The following is a 21,880-nucleotide window of genomic DNA, read 5'->3' as shown; positions in this document are numbered from 1 at the left end:
ATCGACTGCACATGTGAAGCGGGCGGTGAGACATCGCAGGTCAGAGGCTTGCCCGTTCAGCGGTAGCTCGGCGAACAACGAGGAAATGCAGCGCAGCTGAGACGACCGGCAGGTGAAGCGGCCGTGAGACAGCCTGAAAGCCGCAGGTCACGGAGTCGCCGTGTGAAGCCGAGCGCGAGATCCTACACCGCTGAATGGGGCCCGGCTCGCGAATCCGCATCGCGAGCCGGGCCCCGCCCTGCAGGTTGGACCAGATCCAGGGCCGTGCCAACTTCAGCAGGCAACCTGCAGATCGGGCTTTCCCTCGGTCGGATCCGGCGGTGCGACCTGGTAGGACGGCAGGCGCAGGACAGGGAGTTTCCGCGCTTTGATCAGCCTCAGGGCCTCGCGGAAGGCTTCCTCCATCGCTTCGTGGTTCTCGTACTTGGCCACCAGCGGATGCAGCCGGTACGTGTTGCCATCGCGGGTCTCGGACGGCGGCCGCAGGACGATGTTCAGTTCGCACAGTGGCGCCATCAGCGCACTGATCCCCTGAGGCGTCTTCCCGTACTCCTGCGCCATCACTTTCTGATTGTGATTGACCGGTAGGTTCCCGCCGTACTTGGACCGGGCCAGTAGGTACGCAAAGAACTTCACCGACGCCGGTGAGACGGGCAGTGCCCAGATCCGGTCCCAGAGGAACGGAGACATGACCTCAGCCACAGATGCACCTTCTTCCTCGTGTGTCCATTAGATGATCTCGGGCTGTCACCCGGTGCGCTCCTGCCGGGTGCTGCTGGCCCCTTCGCCCAGGTTGTCGAAGGGCAGCGGCATCTGAAGGTCAGGGCCGATGTAGTTCGGGAACGCCGCCGGGTCGTCGCTCTTCAGCTCATTGAGCAGCTGGTGCTGCTCTTCGCTGTTGCCCCGGAACCAGAGCTTGACGTTCAGGCGAACCGCGCCGTTGCCGTGGCGCTCCACCCAGCCGTAGTCGCACAGGACCCTGATGGCTCGGTTCACGGTCGATCGGGAGATGCAGGGGGCGCCGGCTTCCTTGGCGCGCTCGTTCAGGCCGTTCGCGATCTCCTGCTGGGTGTATGCCGTGACGCCGGTCCCCTTGATCTGACCACCGGCGACGTACAGGAACACGCACAGCTCTGACTTGGTGATCCGCTTGGCGATCGCGAGCTGTGCGAGCAGCTGGGTAAACCAGTTGCTCGCCAGGCTGTACCCGGCGTCGCCCGCCATGTCGTGAACGCCGCGCCGGTTCTCATACTCGACGGTGACGGACTTGACCTTGGGACTGGAGCCCTTCCCGCCGGAACGCTCGTCAGACTCGCCGAGCTGGAGGCCCAGCAGGTGGACCAGGTCATTTGCGAGGACGTCGTCCATCGTGGCCGGCACGGCTCGGGGCGCGACTCGGCGGTGCCGGTTCGCCGGTTGGTGGGTCACGTGGTGCTCCTTCTGCTCAGGCGCCACACAGCCTAGTTGAAAGTCCACCAGGACTTGTCTTTCGCGTGATCTTGGGCGCGTCGCGCGCCTCCGCCGAAGATCCGCGTGTGGTCCTGCGCCGAGAATCAACTGTGACTGGAGTTCCTGCCCGCTTTTGCCGCGAAAGACAACTGCTACTGGATTCTTGGTGCCGGGGCCGACACGTTCCCGAACCCCCCTCGGGTCTCTTCTGCTCCCCACGGTAGCGCGCTGACCTGCGGAAACGTAAACGCAACTGGAGCTGTACTTTCACCGCCTAATGTGCTGTTGCGGTTCACAAAACGGACTTCTGAATGTGCTGCGACGAACACGTCCGATCCTTCATTCATGCAGGTCAGAGGCCTAGTGAGGTGGCGTTCCTCTTTCAAAAGACGCCAACCGCCCGCATCTGCGGCCTGCTGAGGCCGCTCCTGCGGTACGCGCACCACATGCCACTCGAACAACCCCACCCGCGCCCGACAGGAGTTGACGGCCGATGACTCGGCGCGGTGTCGCCTCCACATCTGGCATGCTGCCGCGCACGCCGCCGTTTTTCGGCGATGTCCTCCAGCACGGTCATGGGAACCACCGCACGCCAGATACAGCGCGCAGGTGTGAGGCAACGTCAACGGGCCTCAGCCATGGTGATTCATGGGCGCGGAAAGGGCCGCTAGGCCCGGGTCCGGCGGCAGCCGGACTTTCGTGACCGGCAGAAGTAGCGCGAGCCCATCACCGACAGCCAGTCAACCTGAGCCCTCAGCTCGGGTCGCGGCAGCGGCACGGACGGTCAGCCCGCCGGAGGCCGATGCGGCGGAAGGGGGCGGTGCCGGGCGACGGCCGGGAGGCCGGGACCGCTGCGGCGGTGAACCAGCTGCGGTCGGAGTCCGAACACCGGACCCCGCGAGCGCCCAGGGGGACCAGCGGACGCGGACGTAGTGCCGTGCCGTCGCCACCGGGACGGGCGGGCCGTCCGCCCCCTGGCGCACCGGTGCCCGCCTGGGCGCGCTGCCCGCCGTCGACGGGATCCCCCGGCGCGTCGGTGTCGGAAGCGGTGTGGCTGGCGGCGGCATCCAGGACCGGCCCGGCGGAGGCCTGAGGCCGGCCCGCGGGCTCGTCAGCTTGGACGGTCTGCTCGACGGTGCCGTCCGCCTTCGGCGCGGCGACGGCGACGGCCGCGGCGGCGGTGGCGGTGCCGGCGGGGCGGCCGTGGCCCTTGATGCCGTGGGCGGGCTTGCGGGCCCCGTTCCAGGCCTCGATGGTGGCGCGGAACCAGAACGAGACACCGTAGAAGACGGCGTCCGCCGGCGGCAGGGCCGTCTTGCTGCCGTTGCAGTAGGACTCCATCGTCGACTTCGTCGGCCGACGCTCCTGAGGCACCGACATCCGGGCCTCCTCCAGCGTCAGGAGCTCGTGGCCGCGGACCCAGTCCCGCAGCTCCGGCTCGGTCAGGGCGTCCAGGGCCTCGACCGTCAGGCCGGCCACGGCGCCGTCCTCGCACTCCTGCAGGAGAACCTCGCGGACCAGGGCCCGCAGCTCCTGCGCGCCGAGCTCGTCGTGGTCCGCCGGCGCCGGGACCGGCACCGGGGCCTCGCCCTTGCGCAGGCGCACGTTGGCGGCCGCGACGCAGGCCTGCTCCAGGTCGTAGAGCTCCTTGGCACCGCGGCCGCCGCCGGCCACCGCGTCCAGCTCCCGGAAGACGCCGGCGTTGCGCAGCGTCCCGACGGCCCTGCCGGCCTTGACGGCCAGGTCCTCGCGGTCGATGACCTTGCGTCCGAAGCTGATCACGATGGCCTCCTCTGGTAGGCGATAGACACCCGCTGTGGCAAGACAATGGATACCATGAAGAAGTCATCGAATGCAACTCGGGGTCCGCCCCCGTCCCGGAACCCGGGATGCCGGCCAACGCCGTCGCACTCCAGCGCACCCTGATCACCGAGCAGGGCCACCAGGCCGCCGCCTGGGTAGACAGCATCCTCAGCATCCACTGCGACAGCCACAAGACGTCCCGCGGCAACCCGGCCGGGGCCAAGCCCGTGAAGCGGGCCCGCCTCACCCCCTCCATCGCCCGCACCGGCCAGCAGACCGTCCACTCCTTCTTCGCCGCCCCGCTGGAAGCCGTCCGCGCGGACCCGCACCGCCTGCTCACCGAGGCCCTCACCGGCTGGAAGCGCTACGAAGGCGTCACCGGCGAAGGCCTCGACCACCACGCCCCGGTCCCCGCCCACCTCTCCCCCGACGGCAAGCCCAACAACTGGGGCGTGCCCGGCGCCACCTGGCTTGCGACGCTCTCCATCGCCCTGACCCGCCTCATCGCCCGGGCCGGCATCCACGGCCCCGAGCTGACCACCACCCTGTGGCACCGCACCGCCGCCGGCTCCAAACCGGTGATGGTCTGGCCGCTGTGGTCACCTCCGCTCGACCGCCTCGCCGTCGACGTCATGCTCTCCCTGCCCTACATCGGCCTGCTCGACGAACCGGCCGCCGACGGTTCCCTCCCGACGCCCGGCACCGTGCTGGTCCACCTCGACACCGAACCCCACGAGCAGGACTACGACGACGACCGCCCCCACCCGCTGCACCTCGCCAACTACGGCATCACCAGCGTCCACGCCGCCGCCCGCGAACGCGGCAAGCACAACGACGGCCCGCTGCGCCCGGTGCGCTTGACCGTCACGGACACCCCCGTCCGAGCGGCAGCCCTGCGGGCCTAGACTGGCGCGCACCAGTTGGAAGGGTGGGAGAGTGCGAAACGGCACGGGAGATAAGACCGAGCGGCTGGAACAGACCATCCGCGGGTGGATTGCGGCTGGCAGGTTCGCTGGAGGCGCCAAGCTGCCGTCCGAGCGCACGCTGGCGGCAGATCTGAGCGTGGGGCGGACGACGGTCCGCCTGGTCCTGTCGCGGCTCGCCGCCGAAGGCCTGGTGGTCGCCCACCACGGCAGCGGCTACTTCGTGAACGCCGACCGCGCCGTGGAGCAGCACCCGGCCACGGAGACCCCTCGGCGGGAGCTGGAGCCGTGGCGCGTCCATGGTGAGCGCCTGGTCTACGACAACGAGTGGGTGAAGCTCGCGCTCGTCGACGTCGAACCTCCCGGCGTCGAGCGCTTCGAGCACCACGTGGTGCGCCTCCAGCACGTGGCCGTCACGGCCGTGGTGGACGACCAGGACCGCGTCCTGATGCTCCACCGCTACCGCTTCGTCCCGGGCAGATTCGGCTGGGAGCTGCCCGGCGGGATCGTGGAAGCCGGCGAGGACGGCGCTGCCGCGGCCGCCCGCGAGGTCGAGGAGGAAACGGGCTGGCGCCCCGGCTCCGTCGAGCACGTGCTCACCTACCAGCCCATGGTCGGCATGGTGGACTCCCCCCACGAGATCTTCGTGGCCCGGGGCGCCGCCAAGGTCGGAGAACCCACCGACGCCGAGGAAGCCGGCCAGACCGAGTGGATCCCCCTCACCGACGTCCCGGGCATGATCGCCCGGGATGAGCTCCTCGGGTCGGGAACGCTCGTCGCCCTCCTCCACCTCCTGGCCAACCGCCCGCACCACGCCCGATAGGACGCTCGACCCGTCTCCTGGTGAACCGGACCCGCCCAGCTCGCCAGGAGACGGCGCTCCCCCCGGGCGCCTCCCCGGCGCAGAGACGGGCGATGCCGGACCGGCCGCCCCGCCACACCCGCCCGAGCACGCACGACTCCCCACCGCCGGCCGCGGGCCCCAGGCCCTTGCTCCGCGACGCCCGCAGCAGGGCCGCCACGTCCTGCGCAGACGGGCCGCCCGGGCGCCGTCACCGGCCCGAACCGGCCATTGCGCAGCCATTGCGCAAGCCTGACCAGCAAAAACACGATTCTTCCGCCCTGCTGCGCAACGCCCGTGAAGCCCTGCGCAAGAGGCCCTTGCGCATGATCATCTCTGCGCAAGGACGCCGTTGCGCAGACCGTCGATGCTGCGCAATCCCCGCCGGAACGGTGATCATCTCCGACCGAGGCAACGCCGCGTGGGCCAAGGCCAACGGCCGCAGCGTCTACGACACCGGCGAGCCCACCTGGGCCTGCATCGACGGCAAGCAGCGGATCACGACCGCCCGCTTCTGGTTCGACGACCAGCTCGCCGTCCCCGCCTCGTGGTTCCCCGCCGAGCACGTCGCGACAACCGAGGAGGCCGGCGACGGCCCCTGCGTCCGCTTCTCCGGCCTCACCAGGCCCGGTCAGCTGCAGTTCGAGCGCATGGCCACCCTGTAGGTCGCCGAGGCCCAGACCGCCGAGACCGTCCAGGACGAAGCGGCGATCTATCTGCTGGTCAACGGCGGCGGAACGGCCCAGACCGACAGCGACCTGGCCCAGGCTCTCGCCGTCTCCCGCGCCGACTGACCTCCCCGGCATCGGGACGCCAGGCGGCGCGGGAGCACCCGCTCCTTCCCGCTCCGGGAGGCCGCCGGGCCCGCGCCGGGACTACTCCAGGCCGGGCCACGCCTCCAGCGCCTCACGCAGGTAGCCACTGAGCCAGCGGCACTCGAACTCGTCGTCGCCCGCCCCCTCGGGGCCCGGGCGCAGCCCGGACAGGCGGTCACCGGCGGCCGCGAGCAGGCCGGCGAGGGACGGTGACGTCCACACCTGCGGGTCGGGGATCTCCTCCTGGCCGTCCTCGGGATCCGGGGAGTCGATCGCGATCCAGCCGCAGCCGGAGGCGTGGAGCACGCCCTGGAAGGACTCCAGCCCGAAGTCCTCGTCGAAGCCGGTCTGCTGGAAGAAGTGCACCGTCACCACCGCGGCGCGCAGCCGCTCCAGGTCGACGTCGCGGGCGGGAGCGGCGAGCAGGTGCTGCTGGAGGGCCGAGGCCGCGAACTGGGCGAGGTCGTCGTCGCCCTCGCCGGGCACCGCCAGGCGCCACCGCTCCATGTTCCAGCCGCCCTCTTCCGGGTGGAGGGAGTGGAAGCCCTCCTCGACCACCGCACGCCCCGCGCCCGGATCACCGGAAGGGGTGAGGTCGAGGCAGGGCGGCGCGTAGACGCCCTTGTCGTACAGCTCGCGGCGCAACGCGTCCTCGTACTCGGGGGACACCTGGCGAACGGCGCCCAGGACGATGCCGAGGAAGCGGTCCTGGACCGGGCCGGTGAGCTCCACCCCGTCGGGAAGGCGCAGCGGTCCGCCCTTGACGACGGAGGTCATGGTCTCGGCGAGCAGCAGCGCCACCTGCCGGTCGGTCCCGGCCGGCTCGGCCTGCGCGGTGGTCTCCATCAGCGGGTCTCCTCTGCTGTGCCGCCCGCACCGGTCCGGTGCGGGCGGGCTGTCACTTTCCGGAATTGGTGACGAACTGTCAGTGCTCATAGATACCGTCTGGGGCGGAGCGGCAGGGGCCGTTTCGGGAGACGGAGGGCACGGGTGGACGGGATTTCCGCACGGTTCGCACAGCTGCAGAGGGACGTCGGGCGGCACCATGCCGCCGCGGCAGCGCTGGAACCCGGCGCCGACGGCCGCCAGGGTGCGTTCGACGCCCTGCTGGCCGCCGCCGACAGCCTCCTCGCCTACGACGCGCAGGTGCCCGGCCTTCGTCAGGAGCCGGCCCGCCGCGCCACGCAGGCGTTCGTGCTGTGGACCTCCCGGGGCGCGGCTGTGGTCGCCGGCTTGACGGCCGCCGCCGTGATCCCCGGCTGGGTGTCCTGGGGCTGGCTGCTCCTCCTGATCCCCTTCTTCTGCGGGACCCTGGCCGGCGGCTGGCAGGACGTCCCGCTGCCGAAGGGCCGTCCGCACGGGCGCTACCGGGTCAGCGCGGTGGTGCGCGCCGCCGGGGTGCTGCTGCTGAGCGCCGTAGCCACCGGCGTGCTCAGCCCCTGGTGGGTCATCGCCGTCGCCGCCTGCGAGGGCGGCGCCTACCTCACCGCCCTTCCGGACGGCCCGGGCGCGAACAGGAGCAGCAAGTGACCAGCCCCTACGACCCCGGCCTGGAGCGCGAGGTCCGCGAGCTCGGCTACTCGGTGGGCAGCGTGGAGTCGGGCCTGCGGAGCCTGCGCGAGGAGTTCGAGGAGGACAGCTCCCGCAGCAGGGGGCGCCTGGACTCCGTGGAGCGCGACCTGCGGGAGCGGCAGGAGGAGATCGAGGGCCTGGTCGAACGGGCCGACGACCACGACGAGGACGTCGTGTTCCTGCGCCGCGCGGTCGACGACCTCGGCCAGCGGGTCGCCTGGCTGGAGCGCCGGGTGCGCACCGCGGCCGGCGGGAGCGCCGTCGACCTCGACGCCACCGGCCACGAGACCGAGCAGCTGGTGAAGAGGATCGCCGCCGGCCGGGCCGCCGAAGCCCAGCTGCTGCCCGCCGCCGACCGCGCCCGCCACGTCCGCAGCCTGACCGCGCACCAGGAAGCGGCCGCCCGCCTGGAGAAGGCCCGCACCGCCGTCCTGGAGGCCGCGTCCACCCTGGCCACCGCCGCCCACGGCAGCGACGCCTTCAAACGTGCCGCCTCCGCCTACCTGCAGGCCGCCACGAACGCGCGTACCGCGGACACCCACGTCCGCAGCAGCCAGGTCGCCGCCGACACCGCCCGCAGCGCCCTGAACCGCGACGACTCCCTCGACCGGACCCTCGCGGAGGCCGCAGCCGCCGGCCAGGCCGCCCACGAACACCTCGTCCGCATCGCCCGGGACCGCATCAGCACCGCCCTCGCCGGCACCGACCTCCTCCCGGTGTGGTTCGCCTCCGCCCTGGGCCCGATGCCGCCGCGCGAGGACACCGAGGCCTGGCTCGACACCGCGACCCGGGCCCTGACCTACCGGCTCGCCTACGGAGTGCGGGACGAGGTCCTGGCCCTCGGTTCCATCCCCGCCCAGGCCACCGACCGCCGCCGCGCCGACCACCAGGCCGCCGAACGGGCCCTGCGCCGTTGACCACTGCCCCGCCGGAGCCGGGCTCCGCCCGGCTCCGGCTCGACCCCGTCCTCGCCGACCGGGTGATGGACGCCCTGCACCTGGCCGGCCTGCCCCTCGCCCACGGCGGCCACGGCCCCGGCGTCCACCTGCGCCCGGCCCAACCCCTCGACGACGGCGACCACTGCCGCGGCCTGATCGCCCTGCACTGGCTGCCCTCCCGGCGCCTCGCCCAGGCGGCTGCCACCGAAGAACACCAGCAGCCCGCCCACGACGCCCAGCAGCTCGTCGTCAACGCCGTCCAGCACGCCCTGACCGAGCTCCTCCCCCTCCTCGGCACCACCGCGAGCCAGGCCTTCCACCTCTGGGAGATCCGCGTCAGCGACGCAGTCCCCCTCCCCCGCGACCTCGCCGGCCCGCCCGGCCCCCGCCCCCACGGTCCCGCGCCCATCGCCCCCGGCATCCGGCCCGGCGTCATCACCGCCGTCCACCGCAGCGCCCACCTCGCCGGCCTGCCCGTCGCCGCCCGCCCCGGCGACCCCGGCATCACCCTGCGCCCGTGCCCGCCGCTGGACCCCGACGACGACATCTCCGGGATCGCCGACCTCGGCTGGAACCCCTCGCGCCGACTCACGAACGCCACCGGCCCCGCCGCCCGGAACCTGCGCACCGCCGTCGAAGAGGCCGTCCGCCGTTCCCTGGCCGTCGCCCTCGGCGCCTGCGGCCTCGACGTGTGGTGGCGCCGGCCCGAGGGGCTTCCCCCGCAGCTGCGCGCCTTCGGCCCCAGCGAGAACCCGCCGATCCGCCGCTGAGGCCCGCCGCGGTATCGCGAGTCGGCCGCCCTGCTCCCTACAGCTCCGGTCCCCGAGAATCCGCCCCGCCCGGACTCCCGCTCTGGGAGACTGTGCGTCACCTAATCAGTACGTTGAGACACCTTCAGGGGGCGACAGCCGGTGACCGAGAGCCAGCACGACCTGACGCTGACCTACGATCCGAACAAGACCTGGACGCACTTCCTCCTCTACACCGAACCCGAGCGCGGGATCATCGGCGCGAGCATGAACGCCACCGTCGTCATCGAGCGCAGCAGCCCCTACGTCCAGGAATGGGAGCGGCGCCTGCAGCGCTGCGTCCCCAACCCGCTGCACACCACGATGGTCGACAACGACAAGATCCCCGCGCTGTGGCACGCCTGCGTGGACGAGGACACGGAGAGTCCGGCTGCCATCGCGGGATCCGGATGCACCTGCTACCGCACGTTCACCGACCCGGAGACGGGGATGCCCGTCGTCTCCGAGCACTACCGGACCTGCTCGGGCCCCGGCCTGGCGGACATCATGGGCTGGAAGACCCAGGACGGCCCGACCGACCGCTGGACCCACCGTACCTACGCCCCGCTCGGACTTCGGGAGGGGGAGTCCTGCGCCTCGCTGATTATCGACCGGCGCAGCGGGCTTTTCTGGCTGCGGTCCAACCGCGGCACCCTCTACCCGCTGCCTCAGCTCAACGGCCGCGGCTACGATCTCGAAGGCGCGAGCGGGCGCGGGGCGCTGGCCGACTACATCCAGCAGCTCGCGGACTCCGACGGCCACGACACCTTCATCGCGGTGCCGCGCCGGCGCACCCCGACCGCCCGGGGGATCGAGGCGTTCCTGGGGAGCCAGGAGGCCAGGCGCACCCAGGAGCTCACCCTCGCGGACCTGAAGAACCTGGCAGCCTGAGCACGCCGCCCCTCCGCCCGCGGCCCGGACCGAACCAGGGCGCTAGCGCGGACGGGCGGCCCGCAGGCAACCAGCGGGAAAGGACGCACTGCGCCCCGGCGCCGGTTCTGCGCCGCTCGGGCCCCCCCACCGCCGCCAGCACGGGCCGGGCACCGGTGCCCACCGAATCGGCGCCCGGCCCGCGACCGTTGGCAGGCCTCCCTCCCCCGGCGCGTCAGCAGCCGACCGGCACTGCCGGTACGACTACCCGAATCCGCAGCGCCGCACCGGGCCGGACGGTCAGGCCGCCGACTCCAGGTGTTCAAACGCGGTGCGCTGCACCGTGTCCAGCTGGGCCAGCTCCCTCTTCTGGAGGATGACGGAGCCGAAGAAGGCCACCGCGGGATGCGGAATCGTCTGCCAGTGGGTGCGGCTGCGTACCACCAGGTGGTGGGAGCGCAGCTCGGTGAGGCTGCGGCTGACCGTCGACGTGGAGACGCCGAGCCGCTCGGGCATCTGGTCCTTGCGAAGGCCGCGCAGCCACGGCTCTTCGACGAGGCGATCCCAGAAGCGCCGGGCCCGGAGAGACAGGGAGGCGAGGGCCTGGCCGGCCTCCGGGTGGACCTGGCCCAGAGCCGGGTGAGCGCCGCACCGCCGTCCCACCTGTACTGGGCTCATACAGCGGCTCATGCCGCCGAAGTCGAGTTCCGCCGCGCACACGGGAGCGCGGTACTGCCGGAGGTAGTCCAGCGCCGCCGCAGGCACCGGGAGGTGGCGCTGGCGCCTCTCGAACAGCTCCAGGAAGGCGTCGAATGCCTCGGGGTCCATGACCACCCGCATCCGGCCGTCCTCGTGGACGGAGCTGTACCCCACGCCGTCGATCAGCGCAGAGGTCAACGGGTCGTGGTCGGCGCCCGGCTCGGCGTTGGTGCACATAAAGGTCTTCCCTTCCGTGGTGCTGCTGCCGGAAGACTGTCGCAGGGGCGGCAGTGATCTCCCGAGGACGCGCGGGGCGCTCGCCCGTTCGGGGTCCTTACCGAACAAGAATGGAACGTTCTGTCCCGCACGCGGGACAACACCGACCCGCACACCGAGCCGACTGGGCTGGGCGCCACGACAGCGGCTCGGCCGGGCCGTGCCGGCCGAGCCCTTCAGCAGCCGTCCGACTCCGGCGGCTGCGAGACCGCATCGGCGGGTCGCCGCAACACCCGCCCCGGTGCCCAGGGAACCACCTCCAGTGGCTCACCAGGCGTCACCCCGACACGCTCGCCCGTGCCGGCCTCGGGGAACGTGTCGACTCGCAGCGCCGCAAATGTCCGGCGCGGCGTCAGCGCTCCGGGCGGACGACTGCCCGCGTGCGACCCCGGAACCAACCGCCAACCCGGGAACCTGCGGTGACCACCCTTCAGCAGCACGGAACCCAGCCGGCGGTACCCGCGCCGGATCGGGAGGACTCCCTGCGGAAGAAGCAGCGCCCCGCCGGTCGGGGACCGGACGGGGCGCTGGGGGTGTTTCACCCGCTACGGTTGCGGGCTATGCGAGAAACACAAGACCCGAAGGTACAGGTTGCGCCGCTCAGCGACGACCTGGCATTCCTGGACATCGTGACCGAATGGGACGTCGAGTCCGCATATCACGACTGGAAAACCGGCATCGTCGTGCCGGAGACCTTCCAGGCCGCCTCCTTCCCCCGGGTCGTGGCCGTCTGCAACCAGAAAGGCGGGGTCGGCAAGACGACCACGGCCTTCGAGCTGGCCATGGCGCTCATCGCCCACGGCCTGAAGGTGCGGATCGTCGACGCGGACGACCAGGAAGCGTCCGTGAGCGTCTGGCTTCGCTACCTCCTCGAAGCGCACCCGGAAGACCGGCGCCTCAACCTGCGCGACCTGTTCTTCGACGCCAAGGTGAAGCTGGCGGAGGTCAGCTACCCCACCCCCTACGAGCGACTGACCCTCGTCCCGTCCTACCCGGACCTGGCCGACGTCAACGCCAAGCACCCCACCGGGACCGACACCTGCCTGCAGCACCACCTACGCAAGGCCGACGACGTCGACGTCACGATCATCGACTGCGGTCCGAGCCTGGGCGCGATGACCGTCTCGGCCCTCATCGCCGCCGACGACGTGATCATCCCCGTCCAGGCCGCCAGCGGCCTCGACGTTCGGGGCGCCGGCGCCCTCAACCGGACCATCGCGACCGTCCAGGAGCGGATGAACCCGGACCTGCGGGTGGCCGCCGCCGTCCTCACCGACTTCGAACGCTCGACGATCGCCCGAAAGATCGGCGGAAGCCTGGCCCGGGCCTACCCCGGCGCCGTCATCCTCCCCGCCCGGACCAACGTGAAGATCGGTGAGGCGCAGCTGGCCAAGGAGCCGCTGCGGCTGTTCGCTCCCGGCTCGACCACCGTCCGCGACTACGACAAGGGCGCGCGCATCCTCTTCGGCCTCGGGGCCGCCGCATGACGACGACCGTGAACACGGGCGGCGTGGACGACGTCCTCGACGACCTCCTCGGCACAGGCGGCGCATCCGGCAGTCCCAGCGGCTACGCCGCAGGCGCCGGCGCGGCGGTGACCGCCAGGGCGAAGGCAATCATCGAAGGCCCCTCGCCCGAGGACACCATCGACGCCGTCCTGCGGCTGGCCGAGGTCCTGCCCGGCATGGACGACGTCCGTGAGGTCGGCGAAGACGACTTCTCCGACCTCACGGACACGGAACTGGAGCAGAAGGAGCGGACCGAGGGCGTCATCCGCACGGCGCTGGCTACCGGCGACGCCTCCGTCTGGGTGATCGCCCAAGGCCTGGAGCGCGCGAAGAAGGGCAAGTGGTGGCGGCGGAGCCACCACACCTACGGCGAGTACGCCGTGTGGCTCACCGGGCGCTCGGCGGTCTACAACCGCCAGCTGCGCCAAGCCGCTCCGCTGGCCCTGGAGGCCGGCCGGGAGACCGGCGTGGTGCCCAACCCCGGTCAGGCCAAGGAGATGGTCCGGACGGAAAAGGCGTACGACCGCGAAACGGCCGTCACCGTCTACTCGGTGATAAGGGACCAGAGCGCCGCGCTGGGCGAGCGGCCGACCGCCGCTGCGCTGCGCGCCGCTCACGAGGCGCTGCCCGAAACTCTGCCGGATGTCCCCGAGCAGAAGCGCGCGGTCATCGAGGCGGCGGCCCGTGAGGTCCTCGGACTCGACGAGCCCGGCACCGACGAAGGAGCCGGCCAGCCCGGCGGGGAGGTGCCGGGCCAGGACCGCGGCGCTGCAATTGCAGCGCCGGTGTTCGAAGAAGAATCGAACAAAAGCGCTGCAATTGCAGCGCCGGGCCCCGAGACCGTTCCGGAAACCCCGGCCGGCGCCGACGGTCGCGAGGACCACGGCTCCGCCCGGGACGGCGGCGGTCCCGCACCGGAAGTCCAGGGCGAAGGCGGCGGCACAGACCCGGGTGACGGTGACGACATCCCCGAGGCGGAGATCGTCCCCGAGCACCTCGTCACCCTCCAGCACGTGCTCAAGCTCCTGAGGGACGCCAACCGGGCCGCCACCAAGCAGGTCTTCGCCGAAGCCGCCACCGACACCACCGGCCAGTACGACAAGCTGCGCGAGGACATCCGCAAGGCGGCCACCGTGCTGCGGAACCGGGCACTGCACGCACCCGGCGCCTAACCCCCCTACCGCAACGGCCCCGCCCCCAGTACTCCCGGGGGCGGGGCCGCGTCGTGAAACCGGTGAACCAACCCCAGCCCTACAGCCAGACCCTGTCGTAGCCCCGGGCGCCGACCCCGGCGGCCAGGACCTTCACCACCAGCGCACCACCGGCGGCGTCAGCCCCGGCCGTCGGCCGGACTGCCCCCACCAGGCCGCCATCCCGGACCAAGGCGCCCAGATCCACCTCCGCCCGGGTCTTGTCCGGACCACCGCCCTGAACCGCCGCCACCCGCACACCGTCGCCCATGCCACCTCCAAAGACCCGCGGCACCGCAGAGGCGCCGACCGAACCGCATTGTTCCGGAGCATGCCGACACCAGCCGCGCGACCGGCCGATATCCAGGAACGCTTCCTGGCACCCCGGCAAGCCGAGTAGCGTCGCCTGTACGACAACGAGAGGAGCAGCCGGTGAGCACCGCAGCCCAGCACACCGCCCCGACCCCGCCCCCCATGGACACCCTGCCCCAGCTGAGGGCAGCGCTGGCCGGCCTGTCCTCGCTCGGCATCGACACCCGGCTGGACCGCCTGGAGGAGGACCTCGCGACCACCCGGCTCGACCAGGTCCCGGCCCTCGCCGAGCGCTACCGCCAGTACGTGCGCCGCAACACGACCGAGCAGGCCGTCGCCGCACTGCGGATGCCCGTCTCCGCCTCCTTCGCCGAACTGCGCGAGAAGAAGGCGGCCGCCCGGTGACCACGTTCGTCGCCTACTCCGACAGCGTGGAGAAGGAAGGCCTCCCCGAGCTCACCGAAGCCGAGGCCCGAGCAGTCCACACCGTCCGCGCCCAGCTGGAGCTCAACCCGAGGACGGGGGAGAGGCGCGTCTCCTTCGACCCGCAGGCGGAGGACTACGTCGTCCACCTCGACCAAGCGGCCACCGGCGGACGGCCGATCAGCATCCTGCACCGGTACCACCCCACCCTCGACGCCGACCTCATCTACTGGCTGGTCATCGGCCCCTGACTGACACCCCGCCAGCCGACCACCGCTTCCGGGCCGCCTCCTCGCCCTCAGCAACCGCAATGTGGCGTTGAGTATCCGAATGCTCCAAGCGACGGGCCCGGAAGCCGCCCAGCCGCTATGTCCTGTGACTACCCCCCAGCTCACGTGACACAGTGACCCCTTGAACATGAGTACGTGAGCAAGGGGGAGCCAGTGACCCGGCCGGTCCTGAAGCCAATCCACAAGTGGTTGATCGGCGGCGTCGCCGTCGGCGCGCTGATCATCGCGGCGATCGGCTTCTGGGGTTCCTACCTCGCCGTCCGCGACATCGCCTTCCGCAAGGGCATGGGCGACTTCGCCCGGATCTTCCCGATCGGGGTCGACGCCGGAATCCTCGTCCTCCTCACCCTCGACCTCGTCCTCGCCTGGCTGCGCATCCCGTTCCCGCTGCTGCGCCCGACCGCCTGGCTGTTCACGGTCGCCACGATCGCGTTCAACGCGTCGGCGTCGTGGCCGGACCCGCTCGGCGTGGGTATGCACGCCGTGATCCCGATCCTCTTCATCATCGTCTCCGAGGCCGGCCGCCATTCCGTCGCCCGTCTGGCCCGGCTCAGCTCCGACCGGTCGATCGACCGGATCCGCCTGATCCGCTGGGTGCTGGCACCCGTTCAGACCTGGCGCCTGTGGCGCCGCATGCAGCTCTGGGAGATCCGCAGCCTCGACGAAGCGATCCACGGCGAGCAGGCCCGGCTCACCTACCGGGTCCTCATCGCGACGACACACCCGTCGCGGTTCAGGCGCCGTGCCACGCGCAGGAAGCCGCAGCTCCCCCCGGCGGCGCGGCTGCCGCTGCAGCTCGCCGACCTCGGTGTGCCGGTGGAGGTCACCTACGAGGCGGGCCTGGCCGCCGTCGGCGTCGACGCCGAACCGCTGAGCCGCCTCCTCGCCCACCAGGAGCGCGCCCGCCAGCTCGGCACCGCCGCCCCGCGCCAGGACGACCAGGCCATTGCGCATGCGCAGCCGGGCGAGCTTGCGCAGCGCAAGGCTCTTGCGCAGCCGGAGCCGGAGCCGATTGCGCAGGATGATCTTGCGCAGGGAAGTCCTGCGCAGGCTCCGGAAGCGGAGGTCGGGCAGGCTGCGGCCGCGCAATCGAATCCGGTGTCTGTGCAGGTCAACGGCCATGTGCCCGTGATTGCGCAGGCGTATCCCGAGCAGGCCGAGGAGCCGTTCGGCCTTGCGCGGCACCCTGAGGCGCCGGCCGGGGCGATTCCGGAAGACGATCTTCTGCGCATCGGCCATGCGCACGACGCCCCGGCGGCACCGGCCGCGCAGAACGCCGTTGCGCAGCCGGCCACGGAGGCCGTCGCCGAGGACTGGCACCCGGCGGCTGCGCAGCCCGTTCCCGCCGCCCGGGTCTCGGCGCTCGGTTCGGCGGCCGGCCCGGTCGTCACCCAGCAGACCGATGACGCCCAGCGGATCCCGTCCGGCTGGGCCGAGGGCTTCTTCACCTTCGTCACCGAGCACCAGCGGCACCCGGAGCAGTCGGAGCTCGCCGAGTTCCTCCACACCCGGGGCTTCAAGAGCAACAAGGCCGGGGACGGGCCGGTGAGCGCGGACAGCGTCCGGCGCTACTACAACCAGCTGTGCGAGAGGTTCCCGACCCCGGAGGACCCGATCCAGCCCAGCCTCGACCTGCAGGACATGCGAGTGTGAGCCGGTCGCCCGGTCGCCCGGTCGCCCGGTCGCCCGGTCGAACCGGCCGGGCAGCGGCCGGGCCGGGAGAAGCGGACTGTGCCCGGACGGTCGGACGGCGGCCGGAGCCCCGGTCTGAAGCAGCGCCTCGACACGGCGGCTACGAGAGCTCAGGGAGCGGTGCGGTAGTGCCAGGCGGGAGCCTGCCCCCCGGGCCGGCCATCCGCGGCAGTCCCATGGCGGTGGTGACCATCACGTGCCCGGCCAGGGTGCGGAACCCGGCGCGGTTCAGCACAGAGAGGACCAGCCGGGAGCCTGGGCCGCACGCAGGACGGGGCGGTGGCGGCGAAGCACGCGCCGGCGACGGCCGCCGCCCGTCCAAGGGCCTCGCCGAGCTCGCTGGCGCACAGCAGCACCGCGACCCTCGCGTACCTCGACCACGCAGGGCCCCGCGCTGGCCGCGTGTGGGTCCAGCCCGAAGGCCTGGCCGTTTACCAGGCCTACGACCCCGCCGCCGGGTGGGAGCAGCTCTTCGACCGGGCGAGGGAAGCCGTCCTGGGTGTCGCCGACCGGGCCCGGCTCGCCTACGTCGACATGCTTCCTCGGTGGGCCTACAGCTTGAACGACAGCGCCCGGCCGCTGCCGGCCCTCCCCATGCACGTCATGCACCGGAACACTGCGTTGTGGGCCCGGCGCCTGCCCGACGCCCACCCCCTCCAGCTGCACACTGGCAGCCATCTCGATCAGGTACACGACCTGTCTGGCTGGCACGTGACCGAGGTCCACCCAGCCGATTCCTCGTCGAGACTCTCGACCTTGCCGCCCGGTGCGCGCCTGGCGGGCTCTCAGAGGACCTGCCTGGGCGCTCCGAGCGGACTTCGGGGCCGCGATCGCTACGGAGCGCGATCTCCCCTGACTCCCAGCGAGAAGGGCTCTCTGCTCAGCTGGCCCACGTCCGGTCCGCGCCGTGTTCTGGTGCCGGGCCGGGTCGCCATCATGGTCTCGCCGGCGCCCGAGGCCCCCGTGGTACCGACCTCCCGCCCAGCAGCCCCAGACCCCCGCCGCGCCCGCAGCCGAGTCCCAGTCGCCGCTCACCTGGCGGCTGGCGCGGCGCTGGCCGGGGCACTCTGCTGCGGGGCCGGGGCCGGACTCTCCGGGGTTGCGGGCTGGGGCTGGGCCGCCTGAGCGGCCGGCGCTTCGGCGGGGGCGGACGGCTGGCTCGCGGCGGCGGGCGGAGCCGAGGTTAGCGCGTGGGCGGGGATCACGATCAGGTCGCCGGGGAACAGCCTGCCCGGCCGGTGATGTGGCCGCCACAGAGTCGTTCGATCCTCTGGGTGGCTTCCAGGTCCCCGAGCTCTTGAGCGGCGATCGCAGAGAGCCGAGGACGGCCGGTGTCAGGACAGCACCCCGCAGCACTACATGCGTTGTGCAAGAGGTTCCCGACAGCCCGCCGCCCGGGAAGATGCGCGGTCGGATCAGCCGAGCAGGGCGGACACTGTCAGGGCTCCGACCAACAGGGCCGGCCCGAGCGCCAACTCCTCCTTGCGTCCTGCCCCAACCCTGACCGACAGCACTACAGCGTGCGCGGCACCCAGCAAGAGGCCGGCGCCAATTCCCCAGAACACCGCAGTCCAGCTGTGCCAGCCCAACACGGCTGCCAGCGTTGGTGCCAGCTTGACGTCGCCGAGCCCCATACCCAACAGGGCCAGCACGACGAAGACGACCCCCACCACCAGGGCGGCCAGTGCAGCCCTGCCGAAGGCCTGCCACCGGCTGTCCATCACCGAGGCGATGACCAGCAGCACCGCTACGCCCACCGCCGCCGCCGCGCTGAGGTGGTCCGGCAGGCGCGTCACCGCGAGGTCCACCAGCAGCAGCGCCGCGCCCACCATGACCATCCACAGCTGCATCGCCAGCAGCCAGCCCGGTCCTCCAGCCCAGGCGACTGCAGCGGCCCCGCCGCCGGTGAGCGCCTCCGGAAGGCCAGGCAGCGGCCCGATGCGCGGACCCCGCTCCCCGTTGTCCTCGCCAGCGGCGCCGTGCGGGCACCGTGGGCGGATCAGCACCCGGCTGACGGTGCCTGCCAGTCCTACGACCACCGGGAGCCCGCAGTGCGGGCACCCAGAACGCCGGCCGTCGGGAACGGAGTAGGCGAAGACAATCGGCCGCACGGCCAGTGCACCCACAGCAAGGCCTGCGGCAGCGACCAAGCCGATGCCGGCGAGGGACAGGGACATGGGAACTCCTCGGGAATGACGGCCATACGCGGAGACAAGAGATGGGCCCGACCGGCGACCCGGCCGGGCCCAAACGGACCAGAGGAGAACTACACGCCGCTGGCTGTCTCCCGAACTGCGGTCAGGCGGCGGATCAGCTCCTGGGTCTGCGGCTGAAGGCCACTGAGCTGCCAGTCGACCGTCATCTTGTGGACCCTGGCGATCACGTCCCGGACTGCAGCAGGGTGCCCGGCGCGGTGCTCGATCCGCATCCACGCCCGGTACAGCTTCTCGGCGGTCGGCTCCACGCTCAGGCCGGTGTCGATCGCGGCACGGGCCGCGTCGATGTTCAGGACCTCGTCACTGGTACGCAGCTCGGAGATCCGCTCGGCCGTGTCGACGATCCGGGAGATCATTGTCTGGGCCAGCGGAGCAGCCCAGGAGTGGTCGGCGGTGCCGGCGAACGGCTTGCCACGGACCAAGCTCATCGCGTTCTCCAGGTCGAGGATCCCGGCCGCCCCTCGCGGAATGCCGCGTTCGGCCAAGGCCACGAACGTGGCCCAGTCCGAGGTGATCTCCTCGCTGAGGGAGTACATCGCCACACCGCGCGGCTTGTGCCGCACGTGGGCAACGCCGTTGGCGTCCAGGCCGAGTCGGGAGCGCAGCCGGGACATCTCCTCCGCCACCAGCTTTGGGCCCCACGGTGTCGCCGGGTTCATCGCGTCGCCGATGCTGCCCGGATCCCGCTCGTTGCGGAACATCAAGTAGGCGGCCAGCAGGACCAGTTTCGCCGGCACCACCGTGCTGCCGATCCCGACGATCTGCAGCGGCCCGAGGATCTGCAGCTCGGGAGCGCCATCCTGGCCGGCGTCCGGTCGGGGTTCGCGGACGACGTCGACTCGCGCCGGCGCGGGGGCCGGGACCTGGCCGGGGACGGCGAACGGAACGACGGTGGACGGGCCGACGGATGCCGTGCCCTCGCCGGGTGCCCCTTCGGGCTTGTGCGGCCCTTCGCCCGCGACCACCCGGCCGGCCTCGGCCGCGGGGGCGGCCACTGTCTCGACCTCCTCCGCCTGGCCCTCGTCAACGTGGCCGTCCTGTGGGCCACCGGCCAGGGACAGGTGCCGCGGCACCGGTACAGGAGCGGTGACCACCCTCACCAGATCAGGGTCAGGCAGCTGCGCCCACGCTCCCTTGGCCGGGAGGGCGGGTTCCGTCGCCAGGGCGATCGCCGAGGTCAGCTGCCGGTAGGCCTCGTCGGTGACCCGCTGCAGGACCACCTCTACGCCCAGCGACTCGACGAGCTGAGGCCCGGCCTCGGAGGCGTTCAGCACTTGGGCACTGGGGAAGAACTCCATCGCGCCGGCCGCCGGGAGCACGGCGGCGATCTGCTGCCCCTTCACCTTGCCGATCACGTCCGCGAAGGCGTAGAGCTCCTCGTGGCTCGCCGGCGAGGAGGAGATGACCATCCACGGCAGAGGGGGCTCACCGCCCTCGTGCTCCGCCTGGTGTGCCTCGATCCACACCCCGGCGAGGTCGGCGGTCGCCGCCCCCAGGGTCGGGGTGTACATCACCCGGCACGCCGGGAGCAGCTGCTGCAGCTCCACCCCGAAGCCGCAGGTCCGTACCTCCACGTGCCCACCCCACGCCGAGGTGCCCGCCTCCATGGCGATGCCGCGGGCGACTTCGCGGACCTGCTGCTCGTCGCCCTCCAATAGGAGCACACCGGCCTGCGGGAGATTGGCCAGGACGTGCGTGCCGTCCGGCGTCGCCCCGATCGTGGACAGACCCGGGTAGGGCGCCGGGACGTGCTGCGCCTCCTCGGCGGCGAGCAGATCGGCCCGGTCAACGCGCACGCCCCACCAGCCGTCGGGGCGGTCGGTGAACGGCGGCAGGGCATCAGCGGCGGGATCGTCGACCAGGATCTCCACTCGGTCGGGGGCCACCTTCGCGCCGTGGATGGTGGGCAGGGAATCCGGGTTCCGTGCGGCCAGAGTCCGCAGCGCGAGATCCAGAAGCTCGACGCTGGCGGGCGAGGACGTGCGGTCGAGGACCTGCTCGGCAGCGCTGGTGGTGGCCGGCAGAGCGATCGTCTCACCGGGACGGCGGGCGTTCTGCTGCTCTCGGCGTAGCCACGCGAGAACCCCGAGCAGGCATGCGCCCAGGAGAGCGCCGATGCCTGCGATCTCCCGGAGGGTGACGGGCGACTGGGACTCGGCCGCCTCGGCCGCCTCGGGTACGGCGGCCGCCGGAGCCGGGCTCTGCTGAGTCGGCGCCGGCACCGGCTCAGGGGCGGAGGAAGCGGGGACGGAAGGAGGACCATCCGGAGAGGGAGTTGCCTCCTGGCTGGCAGGCGGAACCGTGGGGCCGGGTGGCTGTGGGGCTGTCGTTGTGGTGGGGGGTGCGGGCGGCTCCGGGGCGGCGGTGGGTGGAGCCGGGGCGGGGGCTACGGGCGGCAGGGCCGCGTTGGACGGGATCACGATCTTGTCGCCGGGGAAGAGCTTGTCGGCGTCGGCGAGACGATGGCCACTGGGCTGGTCGACGTCCTGGGTGGCGTTCAACAGCGCCGGGTAGGCATCGGGGTTGCCGAGCTCGCGGCCGGCGATGGCGGAGAGAGTATCCCCTTCCCGGACGGTGACGGTGTGCACCTCGGACTGGGCAGCGGCGGACGACGCCCCGGGCACCATCTGTGCGACAGCGGGCAGACGCAGGGTCCATCCGGGCTGGAGCATGCCTTGGGAATTGACCTGGGGGTTGAGGTCGCCGATCTCGTGCCACCGGGCGCCGTCACCGAGGTAGCGCTCGGCCAGGTCCCACAGGGTGTCGCCCGCCTTCACCTGGTGGGTGGGGCCTGTCCAGGCGTCCGGTGCCGATGTGGGCGCTGACATGGCAGGGGTCGAAGTGGCCGCCGGCGCGGTCGCCGCGACCGGAGCGGCGGACGCGGTGGGGGAGGCAGCGAACGCGGCGCTGGTGGGCAGAAGGAGCGCGACACCCGCGACGAGGGAGGCGGCCAGGCGCTGGGTGGCGCCGAACGCGCGGACGCGCGGAGCGCGGCGGTGGCGCAGCAGGGCACCGAGCTCGATCAGCGTGGAACCGACGAAGCTGAGCCAGCCGAGCCACCCGAGCAGGGTGAGCGCGCCGATGAAGAGCCCGCCGCTGTCGGGGCTGGTGAGAGCGGTGGTGACGTCGTCCCAGGCGGGTACCTGGTGCGGCAGGGTGCCAGTGCGCCACAGTAGGTAGGGGACGCCGCCGAGCAGAGCGAGCAGCACGGCGAGGGAGAGCACGCCTCGCAGCAGGGCTGCGAGGCGGGAGACGGCTCGGCGGGGCATCGGGGG

Annotated in this window: 20 protein-coding genes; 12 read left to right on the top strand and 8 right to left on the bottom strand. The window is 72.0% G+C overall.

What is annotated here, in order from left to right:
• Positions 1-273 precede the first annotated feature (273 nt).
• From ABT093_RS20100 to ABT093_RS20090, 3 genes are all read right to left on the bottom strand, one after another.
• A complete protein-coding gene (locus ABT093_RS20100) occupies positions 274-702 on the bottom strand; it encodes a hypothetical protein (RefSeq protein ID WP_350566045.1) in 429 nt (142 codons plus the stop codon).
• A gap of 45 nt (positions 703-747) precedes the next feature.
• Complete coding sequence (locus ABT093_RS20095) at positions 748-1,428, bottom strand: replication/maintenance protein RepL (protein ID WP_350566043.1); 681 nt, start codon at positions 1,426-1,428, stop codon at positions 748-750.
• Positions 1,429-2,202: 774 nt separating this feature from the next.
• On the bottom strand, positions 2,203-3,231 hold the full coding sequence (locus ABT093_RS20090; RefSeq protein ID WP_350566041.1) for a hypothetical protein: 1,029 nt from the start codon (positions 3,229-3,231) through the stop codon (positions 2,203-2,205).
• Positions 3,232-3,338: 107 nt separating this feature from the next.
• On the opposite strand from ABT093_RS20090, the gene ABT093_RS20085 reads away from it, so the two are divergent.
• The 3 genes from ABT093_RS20085 to ABT093_RS20075 all read left to right on the top strand — a co-directional run bounded on the left by ABT093_RS20085 (position 3,339) and on the right by ABT093_RS20075 (position 5,681).
• A complete protein-coding gene (locus ABT093_RS20085) occupies positions 3,339-4,157 on the top strand; it encodes a type I-G CRISPR-associated protein, Cas3-extension family (protein ID WP_350566039.1) in 819 nt (272 codons plus the stop codon).
• Between the two features lie 31 nt (positions 4,158-4,188).
• A complete protein-coding gene (locus ABT093_RS20080) occupies positions 4,189-4,998 on the top strand; it encodes an NUDIX domain-containing protein (protein WP_350566037.1) in 810 nt (269 codons plus the stop codon).
• Between the two features lie 410 nt (positions 4,999-5,408).
• Complete coding sequence (locus ABT093_RS20075; protein ID WP_350566036.1) at positions 5,409-5,681, top strand: hypothetical protein; 273 nt, start codon at positions 5,409-5,411, stop codon at positions 5,679-5,681.
• Positions 5,682-5,891: 210 nt separating this feature from the next.
• On the opposite strand, the gene ABT093_RS20070 is transcribed toward ABT093_RS20075, so the two are convergent.
• Positions 5,892-6,677: a hypothetical protein gene (locus ABT093_RS20070; protein ID WP_350566034.1), complete on the bottom strand. Its 786-nt coding sequence runs from the start codon at positions 6,675-6,677 to the stop codon at positions 5,892-5,894.
• A 144-nt stretch (positions 6,678-6,821) separates the two neighbouring features.
• Here ABT093_RS20070 and ABT093_RS20065 point away from each other — a divergent pair, with 144 nt between their 5' ends.
• The 4 genes from ABT093_RS20065 (at position 6,822) to ABT093_RS20050 (ending at position 10,020) form a co-directional block, all read left to right on the top strand.
• A complete protein-coding gene (locus tag ABT093_RS20065; protein ID WP_350566032.1) occupies positions 6,822-7,361 on the top strand; it encodes a hypothetical protein in 540 nt (179 codons plus the stop codon).
• A complete protein-coding gene (locus ABT093_RS20060; RefSeq protein WP_350566030.1) occupies positions 7,358-8,320 on the top strand; it encodes a coiled-coil domain-containing protein in 963 nt (320 codons plus the stop codon). Before ABT093_RS20065 ends, ABT093_RS20060 begins: the two co-directional genes overlap by 4 nt.
• Entirely contained in the window at positions 8,317-9,111 is a 795-nt protein-coding gene (locus ABT093_RS20055; protein ID WP_350566028.1) for a hypothetical protein, read from the top strand. The genes ABT093_RS20060 and ABT093_RS20055 overlap by 4 nt, the downstream gene beginning before the upstream one ends.
• Positions 9,112-9,252: 141 nt before the next feature.
• Positions 9,253-10,020: a hypothetical protein gene (locus ABT093_RS20050; protein ID WP_350566026.1), complete on the top strand. Its 768-nt coding sequence runs from the start codon at positions 9,253-9,255 to the stop codon at positions 10,018-10,020.
• A gap of 279 nt (positions 10,021-10,299) precedes the next feature.
• On the opposite strand, the gene ABT093_RS20045 is transcribed toward ABT093_RS20050, so the two are convergent.
• On the bottom strand, positions 10,300-10,935 hold the full coding sequence (locus ABT093_RS20045) for a helix-turn-helix domain-containing protein (protein WP_350566024.1): 636 nt from the start codon (positions 10,933-10,935) through the stop codon (positions 10,300-10,302).
• Positions 10,936-11,603: 668 nt separating this feature from the next.
• Between ABT093_RS20045 and ABT093_RS20040 the strand changes: the two genes are divergently transcribed.
• Positions 11,604-12,461, top strand: coding sequence for a ParA family protein (locus tag ABT093_RS20040; RefSeq protein WP_350566022.1), 858 nt, complete (start codon positions 11,604-11,606; stop codon positions 12,459-12,461).
• Positions 12,458-13,654 (top strand): hypothetical protein, encoded by a 1,197-nt coding sequence (locus ABT093_RS20035; protein ID WP_350566020.1) that lies wholly within the window; start codon positions 12,458-12,460, stop codon positions 13,652-13,654. Before ABT093_RS20040 ends, ABT093_RS20035 begins: the two co-directional genes overlap by 4 nt.
• 79 nt (positions 13,655-13,733) lie before the next feature.
• Here ABT093_RS20035 and ABT093_RS20030 read toward each other — a convergent pair whose 3' ends face one another.
• Positions 13,734-13,943 (bottom strand): hypothetical protein, encoded by a 210-nt coding sequence (locus ABT093_RS20030; RefSeq protein WP_350566018.1) that lies wholly within the window; start codon positions 13,941-13,943, stop codon positions 13,734-13,736.
• 161 nt (positions 13,944-14,104) lie between these two features.
• On the opposite strand from ABT093_RS20030, the gene ABT093_RS20025 reads away from it, so the two are divergent.
• The 3 genes from ABT093_RS20025 (at position 14,105) to ABT093_RS20015 (ending at position 16,350) form a co-directional block, all read left to right on the top strand.
• Positions 14,105-14,389, top strand: a complete 285-nt coding sequence (locus tag ABT093_RS20025; RefSeq protein WP_350566016.1) for a hypothetical protein — start codon at positions 14,105-14,107, stop codon at positions 14,387-14,389.
• On the top strand, positions 14,386-14,658 hold the full coding sequence (locus ABT093_RS20020; protein WP_350566014.1) for a hypothetical protein: 273 nt from the start codon (positions 14,386-14,388) through the stop codon (positions 14,656-14,658). The genes ABT093_RS20025 and ABT093_RS20020 overlap by 4 nt, the downstream gene beginning before the upstream one ends.
• A gap of 174 nt (positions 14,659-14,832) precedes the next feature.
• Positions 14,833-16,350 (top strand): DUF2637 domain-containing protein, encoded by a 1,518-nt coding sequence (locus ABT093_RS20015; protein ID WP_350566012.1) that lies wholly within the window; start codon positions 14,833-14,835, stop codon positions 16,348-16,350.
• Between the two features lie 1,454 nt (positions 16,351-17,804).
• Here ABT093_RS20015 and ABT093_RS20010 read toward each other — a convergent pair.
• The gene (locus ABT093_RS20010) at positions 17,805-18,566 is read right to left on the bottom strand and encodes a prepilin peptidase (protein ID WP_350566010.1); all 762 of its coding nucleotides are present in this window, start codon (positions 18,564-18,566) and stop codon (positions 17,805-17,807) included.
• Positions 18,567-18,655: 89 nt separating this feature from the next.
• Positions 18,656-21,874, bottom strand: a complete 3,219-nt coding sequence (locus tag ABT093_RS20005) for a LysM peptidoglycan-binding domain-containing protein (protein ID WP_350566008.1) — start codon at positions 21,872-21,874, stop codon at positions 18,656-18,658.
• Between the last annotated feature and the right edge of the window lie 6 nt (positions 21,875-21,880).

The sequence above is a fragment of the Kitasatospora sp. NPDC002551 genome, from assembly GCF_040296005.1.
Lineage (GTDB): Bacteria > Actinomycetota > Actinomycetes > Streptomycetales > Streptomycetaceae > Kitasatospora.
Note: the sequence above shows the minus strand (reverse complement) of the source record. Positions and strands in the feature narration are given on the sequence as shown.

Bases quoted from the DNA above. Each gene is read 5' to 3' on its own strand.
- ABT093_RS20085 (WP_350566039.1), top strand. From the start codon at position 3,339: ATGCCGGCCAACGCCGTCGCACTCCAGCGCACCCTGATCACCGAGCAG.
- ABT093_RS20070 (WP_350566034.1), bottom strand. From the start codon at position 6,677: ATGGAGACCACCGCGCAGGCCGAGCCGGCCGGGACCGACCGGCAGGTG.
- ABT093_RS20045 (WP_350566024.1), bottom strand. From the start codon at position 10,935: ATGTGCACCAACGCCGAGCCGGGCGCCGACCACGACCCGTTGACCTCT.
- ABT093_RS20035 (WP_350566020.1), top strand. From the start codon at position 12,458: ATGACGACGACCGTGAACACGGGCGGCGTGGACGACGTCCTCGACGAC.
- ABT093_RS20030 (WP_350566018.1), bottom strand. From the start codon at position 13,943: ATGGGCGACGGTGTGCGGGTGGCGGCGGTTCAGGGCGGTGGTCCGGAC.
- ABT093_RS20010 (WP_350566010.1), bottom strand. From the start codon at position 18,566: ATGTCCCTGTCCCTCGCCGGCATCGGCTTGGTCGCTGCCGCAGGCCTT.
- ABT093_RS20005 (WP_350566008.1), bottom strand. From the start codon at position 21,874: ATGCCCCGCCGAGCCGTCTCCCGCCTCGCAGCCCTGCTGCGAGGCGTG.